Annotated in this window: 17 protein-coding genes; 16 read left to right on the forward strand and 1 reads right to left on the reverse strand. The window is 33.3% G+C overall.

What is annotated here, in order from left to right; all coding sequences use genetic code 11:
* The first annotated feature begins 63 nt into the window (after positions 1-63).
* The 14 genes from GXK57_RS09360 to GXK57_RS09425 all read left to right on the forward strand — a co-directional run bounded on the left by GXK57_RS09360 (position 64) and on the right by GXK57_RS09425 (position 12,144).
* Positions 64-690, forward strand: coding sequence for a precorrin-8X methylmutase (locus tag GXK57_RS09360; RefSeq protein WP_160674857.1), 627 nt, complete (start codon positions 64-66; stop codon positions 688-690).
* A gap of 1 nt (position 691) precedes the next feature.
* Positions 692-1,771 (forward strand): cobalt-precorrin-5B (C(1))-methyltransferase CbiD, encoded by a 1,080-nt coding sequence (cbiD, locus tag GXK57_RS09365; RefSeq protein ID WP_160674860.1) that lies wholly within the window; start codon positions 692-694, stop codon positions 1,769-1,771.
* 10 nt (positions 1,772-1,781) lie between these two features.
* Positions 1,782-2,390: a precorrin-6y C5,15-methyltransferase (decarboxylating) subunit CbiE gene (gene cbiE, locus GXK57_RS09370; protein WP_160674863.1), complete on the forward strand. Its 609-nt coding sequence runs from the start codon at positions 1,782-1,784 to the stop codon at positions 2,388-2,390.
* A complete protein-coding gene (cbiT, locus tag GXK57_RS09375; RefSeq protein ID WP_160674866.1) occupies positions 2,377-2,940 on the forward strand; it encodes a precorrin-6Y C5,15-methyltransferase (decarboxylating) subunit CbiT in 564 nt (187 codons plus the stop codon). Before cbiE ends, cbiT begins: the two co-directional genes overlap by 14 nt.
* Before the next feature lie 539 nt (positions 2,941-3,479).
* Positions 3,480-4,142: a cobalt-factor II C(20)-methyltransferase gene (locus tag GXK57_RS09380; RefSeq protein ID WP_160674869.1), complete on the forward strand. Its 663-nt coding sequence runs from the start codon at positions 3,480-3,482 to the stop codon at positions 4,140-4,142.
* A 408-nt stretch (positions 4,143-4,550) separates the two neighbouring features.
* Positions 4,551-5,327 carry a precorrin-4 C(11)-methyltransferase gene (cobM, locus tag GXK57_RS09385; protein ID WP_202127701.1) on the forward strand — a complete coding sequence of 259 codons (777 nt, stop codon included), beginning with the start codon at positions 4,551-4,553 and terminating at the stop codon, positions 5,325-5,327.
* On the forward strand, positions 5,299-6,405 hold the full coding sequence (gene cbiG, locus GXK57_RS09390; RefSeq protein ID WP_160674872.1) for a cobalt-precorrin 5A hydrolase: 1,107 nt from the start codon (positions 5,299-5,301) through the stop codon (positions 6,403-6,405). The genes cobM and cbiG overlap by 29 nt, the downstream gene beginning before the upstream one ends.
* Positions 6,405-7,121, forward strand: a complete 717-nt coding sequence (cobJ, locus tag GXK57_RS09395; RefSeq protein ID WP_160674875.1) for a precorrin-3B C(17)-methyltransferase — start codon at positions 6,405-6,407, stop codon at positions 7,119-7,121. Before cbiG ends, cobJ begins: the two co-directional genes overlap by 1 nt.
* Positions 7,118-7,879, forward strand: coding sequence for a cobalt-precorrin-6A reductase (locus tag GXK57_RS09400; RefSeq protein WP_160674878.1), 762 nt, complete (start codon positions 7,118-7,120; stop codon positions 7,877-7,879). The genes cobJ and GXK57_RS09400 overlap by 4 nt, the downstream gene beginning before the upstream one ends.
* Positions 7,880-8,357: 478 nt before the next feature.
* A complete protein-coding gene (locus GXK57_RS09405; RefSeq protein WP_160674881.1) occupies positions 8,358-9,098 on the forward strand; it encodes an energy-coupling factor ABC transporter permease in 741 nt (246 codons plus the stop codon).
* Between the two features lie 3 nt (positions 9,099-9,101).
* Positions 9,102-9,410 (forward strand): energy-coupling factor ABC transporter substrate-binding protein, encoded by a 309-nt coding sequence (locus tag GXK57_RS09410; RefSeq protein ID WP_160674884.1) that lies wholly within the window; start codon positions 9,102-9,104, stop codon positions 9,408-9,410.
* Positions 9,353-10,180: a cobalt ECF transporter T component CbiQ gene (cbiQ, locus tag GXK57_RS09415; RefSeq protein WP_347709086.1), complete on the forward strand. Its 828-nt coding sequence runs from the start codon at positions 9,353-9,355 to the stop codon at positions 10,178-10,180. Before GXK57_RS09410 ends, cbiQ begins: the two co-directional genes overlap by 58 nt.
* Positions 10,181-10,357: 177 nt before the next feature.
* Positions 10,358-11,194 carry an ATP-binding cassette domain-containing protein gene (locus tag GXK57_RS09420; protein ID WP_160674887.1) on the forward strand — a complete coding sequence of 279 codons (837 nt, stop codon included), beginning with the start codon at positions 10,358-10,360 and terminating at the stop codon, positions 11,192-11,194.
* Between the two features lie 263 nt (positions 11,195-11,457).
* A complete protein-coding gene (locus GXK57_RS09425; protein ID WP_160674890.1) occupies positions 11,458-12,144 on the forward strand; it encodes a ferric reductase-like transmembrane domain-containing protein in 687 nt (228 codons plus the stop codon).
* Between the two features lie 77 nt (positions 12,145-12,221).
* On the opposite strand, the gene GXK57_RS09430 is transcribed toward GXK57_RS09425, so the two are convergent.
* On the reverse strand, positions 12,222-12,512 hold the full coding sequence (locus tag GXK57_RS09430) for a hypothetical protein (protein ID WP_160674893.1): 291 nt from the start codon (positions 12,510-12,512) through the stop codon (positions 12,222-12,224).
* 452 nt (positions 12,513-12,964) lie between these two features.
* Here GXK57_RS09430 and tlp point away from each other — a divergent pair, with 452 nt between their 5' ends.
* Both tlp and GXK57_RS09440 read left to right on the forward strand, forming a co-directional pair.
* Entirely contained in the window at positions 12,965-13,192 is a 228-nt protein-coding gene (tlp, locus tag GXK57_RS09435; protein ID WP_160674896.1) for a small acid-soluble spore protein Tlp, read from the forward strand.
* Between the two features lie 582 nt (positions 13,193-13,774).
* Entirely contained in the window at positions 13,775-15,667 is a 1,893-nt protein-coding gene (locus GXK57_RS09440) for a beta-glucoside-specific PTS transporter subunit IIABC (RefSeq protein WP_160674899.1), read from the forward strand.
* Positions 15,668-15,689: the final 22 nt, after the last annotated feature.

Genomic DNA, 15,689 nt, shown 5'->3' on the forward strand with positions numbered 1-15,689 from the left:
TTTTACCCAGTGGAGTATGGAACGGATTAAGAGTTATAAATAAGGATTTTAGGAGAGAAAAGCATGGACTATATAAAAATTCCAATGGATATAGAGAAAAGAAGCTTTGAGATAATTGGTGAGGAGCTGGGAGAGCATAGTTTTGATGCTAGAGAGCTTAGTATAGTAAAAAGAGTAATACATACTACTGCAGACTTTCAGTATAAGGATTTAATCTATATAAGAGATAATGCAATTGATGAAGCTCTAAATCTTTTGAAGTCAGGAATTACAATATACACTGATACAAAAATGGCTTTATCAGGAATAAACAAAAAAGCCTTAAGTGAACTAAACTGTAAGGTTGAATGCTTTGTTGATAGAGAAGATGTAGCTTTAATAGCCAAGGAGAGAGGAATAACTCGTTCTATGGCTGCAGTAGAAAAGGCTGTTGAAGAAGGAGTAAGCTTCTTTGTTTTTGGAAATGCGCCAACAGCACTATATAGACTAAAAGAGCTTATTGAAGCAGGAAAAGCTAATGCCAAGTTTATCATAGGAGCACCAATAGGCTTTGTAGGAGCAGCAGAGTCAAAGGAAGAAGCTGAAAAGCTGCCACTACCAATGATAACTATAAGAGGCAGAAAGGGCGGAAGCACTGTAGCGGCAGCTATTGTAAATGCTCTTATGTACCTTTTAGTAAATAGAGGCTAAGATGCTAGAGCTATATGTTAACTGTGATGGGAAAAAGCTTAGATGCGGGTATACAACTGGCTCTTGTGCAGCTGGAGCGGCCAAGGCTGCAACACAGATGTTATATGAAAATACAGAGCTAAGAGAGATAAAAATAGATACCCCTAAAGGTATAGTACTTTTACTACCAATAGAAAAGCTAGTAAGAGGAGAAGACTATGTTGAGTGCTGTATTCTTAAAGATGGTGGAGATGATCCTGATGTAACTCACGGTCTTGAGATTTGGGCAAGAGCTGAGAGAAAAAGTGAAGGTTATGCGTTAAAAGGCGGAAAAGGTGTAGGTGTAGTCATGGGTGATGGGCTATACGTTAAAAAAGGTGAGCCAGCCATAAATCCAGTCCCAAGAGCTATGATAGAGAAAGAAGTAAAAGAAGTTCTACCAAAAGATAAAGGTGTGGAAATAACCATATTTGTTCCCAAAGGAGAAGAAGTAGCTAAGAGAACTTTTAATCCGAGACTAAATATAATAGGTGGAATTTCTATTTTAGGAACTACAGGTATAGTAACTCCTATGTCTGAGGAAGCCTTAAGAGAATCAATTAAGCTTGAAATAAATCAGAAGGTAGCCAATGGATATGATGAATTGATCTTAGTTTTTGGAAACATGGGAGAAGATAAGGCAGAAACCATGGGCTTAGATATTAGAAAAGTAGTGGTGATGTCAAACTACGTAGGAGATGCTTTAAACTACTGCATGGAGAAAGCTATAAAGAAGGTTACTATAGTGGGACATATAGGTAAGATATGCAAGATTGCAGCAGGCTGCTTTAATACTCATAGCAGAGTATGTGATGTAAGACTAGAGGTTTTATCCTTAGAGCTTGCTCTTATGGGGGAAAGTAATGAGCTGGTGAAGAAGGTTTATGAGCAAAAGACCACAGAAGGTGCAGTTAAACTTCTTGGTGACGGTTATGAAGCTTTGTATAAAAATATTGGACAAAAGATAATAAATAGAATAAACATATTTACCTATAACCAGCTTGAAGCTGATGCAATAATGTATTCTATGGACAATGGAGTGCTTTACGATAGCAGAAAGTGATGTGATTTTTATGTTATATATAGTGGGAATAGGACCTGGTAGTAGAGAGTATATACTTCCTAAAGCGCTTAGCACACTTAAAGCTTGTGATTTGATACTAGGCTTTTCAAGGGCTTTAGAAAGCATAAGTGAAGTTAAGACAGATATGATAGCCGTTAAGGAGCTAAAAGATATTATTAATATAGCTAATGAAAATAAGGATAAAGATCTGTCAGTTATAGCTTCTGGAGATCCTGGTTTTTATGGAATATCTAATTATATAAGAAGTAAATATGAAGGCCCTGTGAGAGTTATACCTGGAATAAGCTCCTTTCAATACTTTATGGCAAAGCTTAATAAGTCTTGGCAGAATAGTTATTTAGGCAGTCTTCACGGAAGAGAAGACAGTTTTTTAGAGGAAGTAAAAAGCAATAAACTATCTGTTTGGTTAACAGATAAGAAGAATTGCCCCGAGGCTTTGTGTAGAAAGCTTTATGAGGAAGAGATAAAAGTTAAGGTTTATGTAGGAGAAAACTTATCTTATGATGATGAAGTTATCTCCAGTGGTTCTCCTGAACAATTAATGAATAAAGCTTTTAGTGAGCTTTCAGTGGTGGTGATAGAAAATGAAATATATTAAGGATGAAGAATTCATAAGAGGAAACTGTCCTATGACCAAGGAAGAAGTCAGGATAGTGAGCATAGCAAAGTTAGGCATTGAAGAAGACTATAGCCTTTTAGATGTTGGAGCTGGAACAGGGTCTGTGTCTATACAGATGAGTAAGCTGGCTTCAAAGGGAAAGATCATTTCCATAGAGCGAGATGGGGAAGCCCTAGAATTACTTTACAAAAACAAAGAAAAGTTTGCTGCAGACAATATGCAGATAATAAATGGAGAAGCGCTTGAGGTAGCTGGTTCCATAGAAGGGCAGTATGATGGAATCTTTATAGGCGGCAGTGGCGGTAACCTTGAAGAGATAATAAGAGTTTATGGAAGTAAGCTAAAACCTAATAAGAGTATGGTTCTTAACTTCATAACCATAGATAATCTTTACAAGGCAATTAATTGTCTTAGAGAGCTGAACTATGAAGTAGAGTGTACTCAGCTTGCAGTAAGTAAGGCAAAAGGAAAAGGGCTTATGCTTACAGCTAATAACCCTATATTTATTGTAACTGCAATGTTGAAGTAACCTATGAAATTAAGAGGTCATTCATCCTATGCTTTAATGAGCTTGCGCAAAGAATTAATATGATTTTATCATATTCCATGGCTAAAACTGTAAACTCACTACGTTCGAACATACAGTTTTACTCTTTATTTAACCATTCACTTTTTATAAGTTTTATGTATCTTAATCTTAAGAACATTAAGAATGCTATTCAAATAAAGAGTAAAGATAGAGAATATGTCGCCTGCCAGAATTTCTTCACATGCGTTCAGAAAAGGCAGATGCGCAAAAAAATCATTTAATTCTAGTTGCTCGCTCATATAGCATCTCCTGAATAACCACTTAATTTTAACAGTCTTATTAAACATTGACTTAGAAATTAAAGTATATTGTGTTAAGTGGTTAGTCATCCGATGTTTGGAGGATATACGAAAATAATTAAATATTAGATGTACAACTTCTATCTGTAATCTATTTTGAAATCCTCTCTGGGCTCTGAGAGGAGAATTTAAAAATATAAATTTTGTTACGAAGTGATACATTCATAGTAGGAGGATAACATGGCGAAGTTATATGGAGTTGGGGTAGGACCTGGAGATAAAGAGCTTATTACAATAAAGGCGGTAAGGGTTATAGAAAGCTGCGACGTTGTAGTGGTTCCAAGTGGAATGGCTGGTGGAAAAAGCATAGCTTTAGAAATAGCCGAAGATTATATAAAAGAAGGTACAGAGATATTAGTGAAACACTTTCCAATGGGGGGAGAGGAGCAAGAGGCTAAGATATATGAGGCTTTTCAAGCAGTTGAGGAAAAGCTTAAGGAAGGAAAGAACGTTGCATTCTTAACCATAGGGGATCCGTTCATATATAGTACCTATATCTACTTGATAAGGCATATAGAAGAACACGGTTATGATACTGAAACAGTTCCAGGAATAACATCCTTCTGTGCCTGTGCAAGCCTTGCAAAGGAACCCTTAGTAATAGGAGATGAACCTCTTTTAATACTTCCAGGAAACCAAATAGACAAGATAACAGACGAAAAGAATGTGGTTCTAATGAAGGTATATAAGCAAGAAGAAAAAATAATTAATGCTTTAGAGGAAAAGGGCTTTAATTATGTATATATAAAAAGAGCTGGAAGAGAAGGACAAGAAGTTCTAAGAGATAAAGCGGACATAATAAAGAATAGAGAGTATATGGCACTAATTATAGCGCATAGATAGGTATAAGCTTAAAGGTTACTAAAACAAGGTGCTTTTATAGTAGATTACTGAAATTAAGGGGTTAGTAATACCATGCTTTAGTGGACTTATGTGGCTATATCAGGTATATAGAAGCTCCCACATAATTGTTTAGCTTAATCATTATTTTTAAACATATTTTAAATATGAATAATTAAGAATAAAATTACTTAAGAACTAAGAACTAAGAACTAAGAACTAAGAACTAAGAACTAAGAACTAAGAACTTAAGAACTTAAGAACTTAACAGTTTAAGAGTATAACAATATAACAACAAAAGAATTTAAACATTTAAAAATATAACAAGCTAAGAATATAAGAATATAAGAATTTATAGGAAACATGCGGGTTTAGAGTTTTTTAAGGAACAAAAATAGGAGGATAAGAGAGATGGTTTATTTTATAGGGGCAGGTCCAGGGGATGCAGACTTGATAACTGTGAAAGGGAGAGACATATTATCAAAGGCTGATGTGGTTATTTATGCTGGTTCTTTAGTTAGCAAAGAACATTTAGAATTTTGCAAAGAAGGAGTGCGTATATTTAACTCCGCTGTGATGAATTTGGATGAAGTTATTGAGGTTATGAAGCAAAGTGAGGATAAAGGTAAGATGGTTGTAAGACTTCATACTGGAGATCCTTCTATTTATGGTGCTATAAAAGAGCAGATGGATGAGCTTAAGACTTTAGGAATAGATTACGAGGTTGTTCCAGGAGTTAGCTCCTTTACTGCAGCAGCTGCTGCCATAAAGAGCGAGTTTACTCTTCCAAAGGTTACTCAGACTGTAATTCTTACAAGAGTTGAAGGAAGGACTCCAGTACCAGAAGGTGAAGACTTAGAGGCTTTAGCGAAGATAGGTGCATCGATGGCCATATTCTTATCTATAAGTATGATAGACAAGGTAGTAGCTAAACTTAGAAAGGGTTATGGAAGAAATGTGCCTATAGCAGTGGTTGAAAGAGCTACCTGGGAGGATGAAAGGGTCATATATGGAACTCTTGATGATATATCAGAAAAGGTTAAAGCTGCGAAGATAACTAAATGTGCTCAGATTTTGGTCGGTGATTTTATAGACTGCGATTATGAGAAAAGTAAGTTATATGATAAGAGCTTTACTCACATGTTTAGAGAGGGAATCAATGAAAATAGCAGCGATTTGCATAAATAGTCAAGGTGAAGAGCTTTATAATAGGATAAATAAAGAGCTTAAGGCTGACCTATACAAAAAGCAGGAAGGTGAAGTTTTTAAGCTTAAAGAAGTTACAGAAAAGCTTATGGAAAGCTACGAAGCTATCATATTTTTTTCATCTACAGGCATTGCTGTTAGAGCAATAGCGCCTTTTTTAAAAGGAAAGGATAAAGATCCAGCAGTACTTGTTATAGATATCTTAGGTAACTATGTAATCAGTCTTTTAAGCGGGCACTTAGGAGGAGCTAATGCTCTAACTTTGGACATTGCTGACATAATAAATTCAGAGCCAGTAATAACCACTGCCACTGACAACCTTGGGCTATGTGCACCTGATATAGTAGCAAAGGATAATGGGCTTATAATAGAGGATTTAAAGAAGGCAAAATGCATCGCAGCTAGTTTAGTTGCTGGTGAAAAAGTCTTTTTTGTTGATGAAGAAGATAAGCTTGAAACTCCTACAGGATATGAAAGAAGAGATTTTAAGGAATATTACAAAGACATAAGATGTGACTTACCAGATGCGATAGATAGCAGGGAGCTTGATAAGAAATCATCTAGCAATATATATGGTTCTGTTAGTGATAACTTATTAGAGGATTGTAATACAAAGAAAGCTAACACAGTACTTGTGACAAATAAAAGTAACTTTTCAAAAGGCAATAAAACTTTATGCCTAATAAGAAAAAACTTAATCTTAGGGATAGGCTGCAGGAAAAGCTATTCGCCAGATAAGATGAGTGATATAGTTACCAAAAAACTTGAAGAGCTTGGATATGATAAAAGGGCTGTGAAGACTGTTGCAACTGTGGAGATTAAAAAGGATGAAGAAGCTATAAGAAGGCTTTCACAGTATCTAGAGGCAGAACTAAAGATAGCAGCTATAGAAGATATAAGAAAGATTCAACATAGATATAAGGGCAGTGATTTTGTGGAAAAGACCATAGGGGTAAGAGCTGTGTGTGAACCCTCTGTGGAGCTTTTTGGAGGAACACTTTTAACAGAAAAACTAAGTATTGATGGAATGACTTTGTGCATTGGAGTGGAGGATATATAATGGGAAAACTATATGTAATAGGAATTGGTCCTGGTGGACTTGAACATATGTCAATAAGAGCTAAGGAAGCTATTGAGGAAAGCGATATAGTAGTTGGATATACAAGGTATATAGAATTTGTAAAACCATTACTAGAGGAAAAAAGAGTTTTTTCAACAGGTATGATGGGTGAAGAAGAGAGATGTAAGGAAGCCCTAAAACTATGTAAAGAAGGTACAGTTTCTGTAATAAGTACTGGAGATTCAGGAATATATGGAATGGCAGGTTTGATACTTGAGCTCAGAAGTGACGAAGAGGTAGAGGTTATTCCAGGGATAACAGCTTCGTCAGCAGCAGGTTCTATAGTAGGAGCACCACTTATGCATGACTCTTGCAATATAAGTCTAAGTGACCTTATGACCCCTTATGAGCTTATAAAGAAGAGAGTACAGCTAGCAGCGGAAGGTGACTTTGTAATATCTTTATATAATCCAAGAAGTAAGGGAAGAGCAGATTATTTAAGAGAAAACTTAGATACTATAAGAAAATATAGAAACGGCAATACTCCTGTTGCTTTAGTAAAGAATGCTTTAAGAGATGGACAAGAGGTGACCTTAGCAACCTTAGACACTTTTGATTGCACTAAAGCTGATATGCTTTCAATAGTTATTATAGGGAACAGTCAAAGCTACATTAAAGATGGATATTTCGTAACCCCAAGAGGTTATAAGCTATGATAGCTTTAATCTTAGGTACTTCTGAAGGAAAGAAGATCCTTTCTCTATTAAATCAGTTTACGGAAAATATTGTTGTTTCAACTGCTACCAGCTATGGAGGAGAGCTTCTAAAGGATTATAAGTATAGGTTGTTAAATACAAAGCCTTTGGACTATGGAGAGCTAAAAAGCTTCCTTCTAGAAAATAATATTAAAACTCTTGTGGATGCCTCTCATCCTTATGCACAGGTGGTTACAGAAAACGCAGTAAAGGCCTGTGAAGCTTTAAATATAGAATATTTAAGGTATGAAAGACCATCAGTTGCTGATAAGTACAAAGATAAGATAGTCAGCGTTAAAGATTACGAGGAGCTTTACGTAGAACTTTCTAAAATAGATGGTGCTATATTAAATACAACTGGAAGTAATAATATTAACAAATTTATATCTATGAAGCTTAAAAGTAGAGTTATCCATAGAGTTCTTCCTTCGGTTAAGGTTATGGAAAAATGCTTTGAGCTTGGCTTAAAAACTGAAGATATAATAGCTATTAAAGGGCCTATAAGTTATGAACTGAATCTAGCCTTTATAGATGAATATTCTGCTAAGGCTATGGTGGTTAAGGACAGTGGAGCAGAAGGTGGAACAGAAGAAAAGATAAGAGCAGCTATTGATAGAGGCGTTAAGATATTTCTCATAGAAAGAGCTGAAACTAAGTATAAAAACACCTTTGACCATATAGAAGCATTGGTAAACTATGTAGGTAGAAGATTTTACTAGATATAACCTTATCTCAATTTAGGTATTCTGTTGAGATTGAGATAGGGTGTTTTATGATGAACTTTGATATTTTGCTTTCAAGAATTTAGTATAAATACTGTTCTAAGAGAGTACTGAAGTTAAAAAAAGATAATTTGTCTAACAATGTTTTTTATAAACAAAGAAATTATTTAGTTACGTGCCAGTATTGAACAATTGTATAAGTCTTATAGTTATACTATATAAATGTAAATAATAGTAATAAATTAAGACAAAGTATACATGATTAAAAACAATAAACAATAATAAGCAATAATAAATAAAAATATAAGTTAATATTAAACATCACTACTAAGTTTTAAGTCCAAGTAGATACTTTAACAGCGTGTAGTTAAAAAATAGTATATTTGTATTTATGTAAATATGTAGTCTAAATATAAAATAAGTAAAATCGATCAGTGTACAAGTATGTACACTAGATATAAGATGAGGTGATAAAATGGCAAAAAAATATCAGATTGCTCTTGGAATATTCTTAGTATTTTTTCTTTGGCCAAGAAATGCCTATGCCATGCATATAATGGAGGGGTACCTTCCACTTGGCTGGTGTATAGCCTGGGGAGTTTTGACCATACCTTTTATAATAGTTGGATTTTTTAATATAAAAAAAATGATTGAAGAAAATCCTAAGACAAAGATGCTTATAGCCATGGTTGGAGCTTTTGCGTTTGTGCTTTCGGCTTTAAAGATACCTTCAGTTACAGGTAGCAGTTCTCACCCAACTGGGGTTGGTCTTGGAGCGATTCTTTTTGGACCTGCAGTTATGAGCGTATTAGGACTTATAGTATTAATATTTCAAGCTTTGCTTTTAGCACATGGAGGAATCACCACTCTTGGAGCTAATACTTTTTCCATGGCTATTGTAGGACCATTAGTTTCATACATTTTGTACAAACTTTTAAGCAAGTTTAAGGTACCAAGCGGTGTAGCTGTTTTTATAGCTGCAATGTTAGGAGACTTAATGACCTATGTAACTACCTCGGTTCAGCTTTCTTTAGCTTTTCCTGATCAAAATGGGGGAGTTATTGCTTCAGTGATAAAGTTTATGGGGATTTTCGCAGTTACTCAAATTCCTCTTGCCATAAGTGAAGGTTTACTTACAGTGATAATCTTTAATCTATTAAAGAATTATAACAAACAGGAGTTGGTAGAGCTTAAGGTTATAAAAGAGGAGGAGTAACAAATGGCTGAAAGAAAAAAGAATTTTTGGGTAAAGAATATAATATTAGGCGTACTGGTTGTAGCTATAGCAGCAGTACCATTGATTTTTATGAAAAATGCAGAGTTTTCAGGTTCAGACGATCAGGCTGAAAAGGCTATAAGTGATATAAATAAAGATTATAAGCCTTGGTTTAAGCCCTTATGGCAGCCACCTAGCGGAGAGATAGAAAGCTTGCTGTTTGCGGTACAAGCTGCCATTGGTTCAGGGGTGGTATGCTATTACTTTGGATACCAAAAGGGGAAGCGCAGGAAGGAAAAAGAAAAGCTATGATATCTATAGATAAGTTAGCTTATATATCAGCTTTAAGGAATGAAAGTCCCATTGAAAAGTTTTTATTTTCCATGATGACGTTAATTCTTTGCCTTGGATTAAACAACCCTTTGATATCTTTAATAGTATTAATCTCTATGTCTATTGCTTTAGTTTGTAAAGGAAAGTTGGACTTGAAGACTTATATAAGACTAATGCTTTTACCTTGCACCTTTTTAGTAATAGGAGTTATCACTATTGCTATAAATATAGTTGATGGCAGTAAAGCCGCACTTGTTATTTTCCATTTTAAAAGCCTCACTTTCGGATGTACTATGGATAGTCTCAGAGCTGCAGGGGAGATATCATTAAAGGCCTTGGCTTCTGTTGCCTGCCTGTATTTTTTAATACTTACCACACCAGTATTTGAAATACTTATAGTTTTAAGAAAGCTTAAATGCCCTAAGCTATTTGTAGAGCTTATGGGACTTATCTATAGATTTATTTTTGTTATTCTTGATAGAGCGAATATGATCTTTATTTCTCAGAATTCTAGGTTAGGATATTCAAATATTAGATTAGGATATAACTCCTTAGGAAAATTGGTAGCCTCATTATTTATTAGCTCCTATAAAAAGTCCCAGGATGTTTATATGGCTATGGAAGCAAGAGGTTACATGGGGGAAATAAATCTTATCTATGATAAACAACATACTTCCTATAGAAATATGTTAAAGATCTTAAGCTTTGAGATTGTATTATTAATTATAAAAATTGTTATATATTCTTAAATGAGCTTTTATATAGTTGGCAGTATAAAATACTCATACAGATATACAGCTTCAACTGTTAATGTATGTATACCTGATAATCTCCAGAAGTTTTGATTATGTAACGTATATATATTAAATTTTCATAAAGCATAACTATATTAAAGCTTATAAATTTTAATTAGTGGGAGGAATAACTTGAGTAATTATATATTGGAATGTAAAAACTTAAGTTTCAAATATCCTGATGGAACCTTGGCATTAAAGGATGTAAGCATTAAGCTTGAAAAAGGAAAGAAGATAGCTTTCCTTGGAGTAAATGGTTCAGGTAAATCCACATTATTTCTAAATTTTAATGGTATATTGAAGCCAAGTGGAGGCTTTATTTATTACAATGGTGAAGAAATAAAATATAATACAAAGTACCTAAGACAGCTAAGAAAAAACATAGGAATTGTATTTCAAGATCCGGAAAATCAACTGTTTTCAGCAAATGTTTATCAGGAAGTATCTTTTGGGGCTATGAATTTAAAGCTGCCAGAAGAAGAGGTTAAGAAAAGAGTTGATAAAGCCTTAAATGATACGGGAATGTATTCTTTTAAGAATAAAGCCGTGCATTTTTTAAGCTACGGACAGAAAAAGCGAATATCTATATCTGATATATTGGTTATGGATCCGGAGGTTATAATTTTGGATGAGCCAACCTCAAGTCTTGACCCTAAGCATTCTAGTCAGGTAGTGGAGATGCTTGATGGACTAAATTCGAAAGGCATGACTGTAATCCTATCTACTCATGATGTGGATTTAGCTTATCAGTGGGCAGATTATATATTTATAATGAAAGATGGAACTTTAGTTAAAGAAGGGGATCCAGAAGAAATATTTAAAGATAGTGATTTTTTGCATCAGTGCTATCTTAAAAAGCCAACTATACTAACCATATATGAAGAATTGATAGGCTTAGGAAAGATAAAGCGAGATAAAGTACCTAGAGGATTAGATGAACTAATAAGTCTTTTAAGAACCTGTAAGTAGTTAAAAAATGTATAGAATTTGATAGAAAATTTACAAAGAAGTCTGATGTAAAGTACAAGCTATGTATTTATATCAGACTTCTTTGTATTTTATTGATTTCTATAGAGCATAGTTTAAGTTTTAACAAAAACAGAAAATCAAGGTTTTAGGGAGGTTTTTAAATTTTCATTGGAAATGAAGAATGTTATTGACAAATAGAGTAGATTAAATTAATATGTAAATGATAATCATTATCGACAACTATTTAACAAAGGAGAAATCATATGACATTCATTTATTCATTAATTGCAGTAATAATATTTACATTAATTTTCTCAGAAGCTATCAGGAAAAAGCCTGTGGTTTTCTATTGTGTAGCTATATTTATAAGCTTAGTTACTGGTGGCTTTGAATTGTACAAGCTATCCGTAAAAATAAATTTATCTGGATTCGTAAATCAATTAGAAAAGGCTGCTGCTCAAGGTTTTATTGCACTTGCATTCTTTGTATTAGTGATGTATGCTGGGGCTTTAAGTACAAAATGGTCAATAACTAAGAAGCTAATGAGCATAAGAGGACCGCTTGCCATTATAGGATCAATTTTAATACTTTCTCATGTAACTACATATTTGACAAGGTTTGTTGTGCTTAAGTTACCAAAGCTTATATCTGGAGAAGGATTGCCAGTTATATATTTAGTTTATATAACCATAGGTTTTATAGCCTTTGCAATAATGCTTCCATTATTTATAACATCCTTTAGAAAGATAAGAAAAAATATTAGACCATTGGTGTGGAAGAGACTACATAGATGTGCTTTTATATTTTATATATTAATCTATTTACATGTTATATTAAGATTAATGAATAGCAAGACCGTAGATGTATTTAAAGTTTCCTGTTACACAATTGTATTTGGTCTATACTTAGTATTAAAGCTAGTAAAAGTGTTTAAAAGTAAAAAAAGATAATCGAATATAACTTAAATTATAAAATCAGAGTATCCTTGATAACCATTGGTATTTACATGGTAATCAAGGATACTTTTTTAAAAAATTAAAGCGTAGTTTATAGTGGCATCAGTGGCTTTGTTAAAGGTTTTAGATCTTAAACCATAGGTTATAGATACTTTTATTTGATAAATACTAATTATTTCGGTTTTTATATCTATGGTACATCGAAAAAATGGTCCTTCATCATCTGAGAAACCGTAGTCTATGCCTTGAAGAGCTGCAGCAACCTTAAATACCCTTACAGGATATGTATTAAAACTTCTAGTAATAACTCTTCCTCCAGATATGGCTTCAGGAAACTTAACAGTGTCATTAATAATATTCATAAAATGCACCTCCCATAAATTATATTAGGAAAGCTTAAGGAATATTTTCTTATTTGTCTATGTTTAAAAGTATTGTTGAAATTAAATGATTAGTCAGCATATCCATTAATTCTAGTAGCTCTCTCATATAGTATCTATTTAATAATCGCTTAATTTCAAAAAGGTATTTTAAAAGGGCCGTACTAAAAAAAATTCAAATTATAGTTATATACTGAAAGTATTCTCACGGATAATAAGCCTTCTTTTACACATAATAAATCATAGTATAAGCCATATATGAATTATAAAATTATATATTGGATTATATGATTAAAGATGTAACAGTTCAATCTGAAATATATTTTTAGAGTACCTCTGGTTTCTGAAAGGAGAATTTAAAAATATAAATTTTAATATGAAATGGTACATCTATAATAAAACATCAATCTACTAAGTGAAGGAGATGTGTAACTATGAAAGTTAATCCAGATGATAGACGTGATAATGTTGATAAGATACAACAGCATATCAATGATACTTTAGAAAATATACATTTAGCAAATGACATGATAGAAATAACTGATGATGAAAAAACTAAACAAGATTTGAAAGCAAAAAATGATAGAAGAGAAGAGGCTCTGGATTCCTTTAGAAAAGAGATTAAAGATGAGGCTTTAGATAAAGAAAAAGGCTATAGATAAGTTTATGAAAATGTTTTCTAAAAATGTGTTGACAAGCATATGAATTTAAGTTATTATTAAAACATAAATTAAACGCTTACATATTGGTATATGGGATTGTAACTAACTCGATTAGGCAAGACCCTAGCTGATGAAAGAGTGCAGAGATGTCTCTTTTGATTGGTTAGGGTCTTTTATATTTAAATCATTAATAAAGATTTAAATACAGGTCTAAGTCAGTGAATATGTTTAGGGTTTAGTTTTAAAAATCAATATTGAATGGATCGTAACCGGTTAAGCGGGCGAGACCAAAGTAGATAGTAGCTCTATAAATACTGTTTATTTGGTCTCGCCTTTTTTATTCTTTAGGAATTCATATCAAGGATGAAATAGTGGATAAGTATGTATTGTCGATCTAAATGTACATATGAGAGAAAGAATAAAAAAAGAGAAATTATATCGCCTGCCAGAATTTCTTCACATACGTTTAGAAAAGGCAGATGCGCAAAAAATCCACTAAAGAAGATCGCGTTAGCGAATTTTTAAACAAAATTAATACCAAAAAATATAAAAAAATCAAAAAAATGAAAAGGAGAATGCCATATGAAATACGAAAAATTAGCAAAAGACATTATAAAAAATGTCGGTGGTAAAGAAAATGTTAATAGCCTAACTCACTGTGTTACGCGTTTACGTTTTAAATTAAAGGACGAAAGTAAAGCAAATACAGAAGTTTTAAAGAAAATGGATGGAGTAGTTACAGTTATTAAGAGTGGTGGACAGTATCAGGTGGTTATCGGAAACCATGTGCCAGATGTATATGCCGATGTAGTAGCTGTAGGAGGATTTGCAGCATCTTCAGAAGATGGCCCAGAAGAAAAGATGAGCCCATTTAATAAATTTATAGATATTATATCGGGGGTATTTACTCCAACCTTAGGTGTTTTATGTGCTACTGGTATGATTAAAGGTTTTAATGCATTATTTGTAGCTTTACATTTGATAAGCAATACTTCAGGAACTTATGCAATTTTAAATGGAATAGGAGATTGTTTATTCTACTTCTTCCCTATATTCTTAGGTTACACTGCTTCACAAAAGTTCAAAGGCAATCACTTCATTGGTATGGCAATAGGTGCATCCCTTGTATATCCTAAGATAGCGGCATTAACAGCAGCTAAACCTTTATATACAGTATTTAAAGGTACAATTATTGAGTCAGGAGTAAACTTAACTTTCTTAGGTATTCCAGTAATACTTATGGATTATTCTTCAACAGTTATTCCAATTATTCTAGCAGCATATGTTGGTGCTAAAATAGAAAAGGGTTTCAAGAAGGTAATTCCAGATGTAGTAAAAACTTTCTTAGTTCCATTCTGTACATTATTAGTAATAGTTCCATTAACATTTATAGTTATAGGACCAATAGCAACATGGGCTGGAAAGCTTCTTGGAGCAGCAACATTAGGAATTTATAACTTAAGTCCTATCATAGCAGGATTATTTATAGGAGCATTCTGGCAAGTATTTGTTATCTTCGGATTACATTGGGGATTAGTTCCTATAGCAATAAACAACATGGCAGTACTTAAACATGACCCAGTACTAGCAACTACTTTTGCAGCATCATTTGCTCAAACAGGTGTAGTATTAGCTATATTATTAAAAACTAAAAATACTAAGTTAAGATCAATTGCAATACCAGCATTTATTTCAGGGATATTTGGTGTTACAGAACCAGCTATATACGGTATAACATTACCTAAGAAAAAACCTTTTGTACTAAGCTGTATCGGAGCTGCAATTGGTGGAGGTATACTTGGAGCAGCAGGAAGTAACCTTTATATAATGGGTGGTATGGGAGTTTTCGGAATACCAAGTTATATAGGACCAAATGGTATGGATAAAGGCTTCTTTGGAGCTATAATAGGAATGGCAGCAGGTTTCATAATAGGCTTTGTATTAATGATGTTAACTAAGTTTGAAGATGATGAAGAAGTTACAGAAACTACTACTTCAAACAATACAATAATAGAAGTAAAGGCAGAAACTTTAGTTAGTCCAATCAAGGGTGAAGTAAAACCTTTAGCAGTAGTAAAAGATGAGGCTTTTGCATCAGGTGCACTAGGAAAAGGAATTGCTATAGAACCTTCAGAAGGTAAAGTAGTAGCTCCAGTAGATGGAGTTTTGACAACAATGTTCCCAACAGGACATGCATTAGGAATCACAAGTGAAAATGGTGCTGAAATATTGATTCATATAGGAATGGACACTGTTGAATTAAACGGTAAACACTTTGTAGTTAAAGCTAAGCAAGGAGAAACAGTAAGAAAAGGACAAGTCTTGGTAGAATTTGATATCCAAGCTATAAAAGCAGCAGGATATGCAGTAACAACACCTGTTATTGTTACTAACTCAGATAACTATGCAGACATTGTTGAGACAGATAAAAAAGCTATAAACTTTAATGAAGAATTATTAACAGTACTAGCATAAAGCATCAAAATAAAGTGATATT

This window comes from Clostridium sp. C8-1-8, from assembly GCF_009928445.1.
Lineage (GTDB): Bacteria > Bacillota > Clostridia > Clostridiales > Clostridiaceae > Clostridium_AR.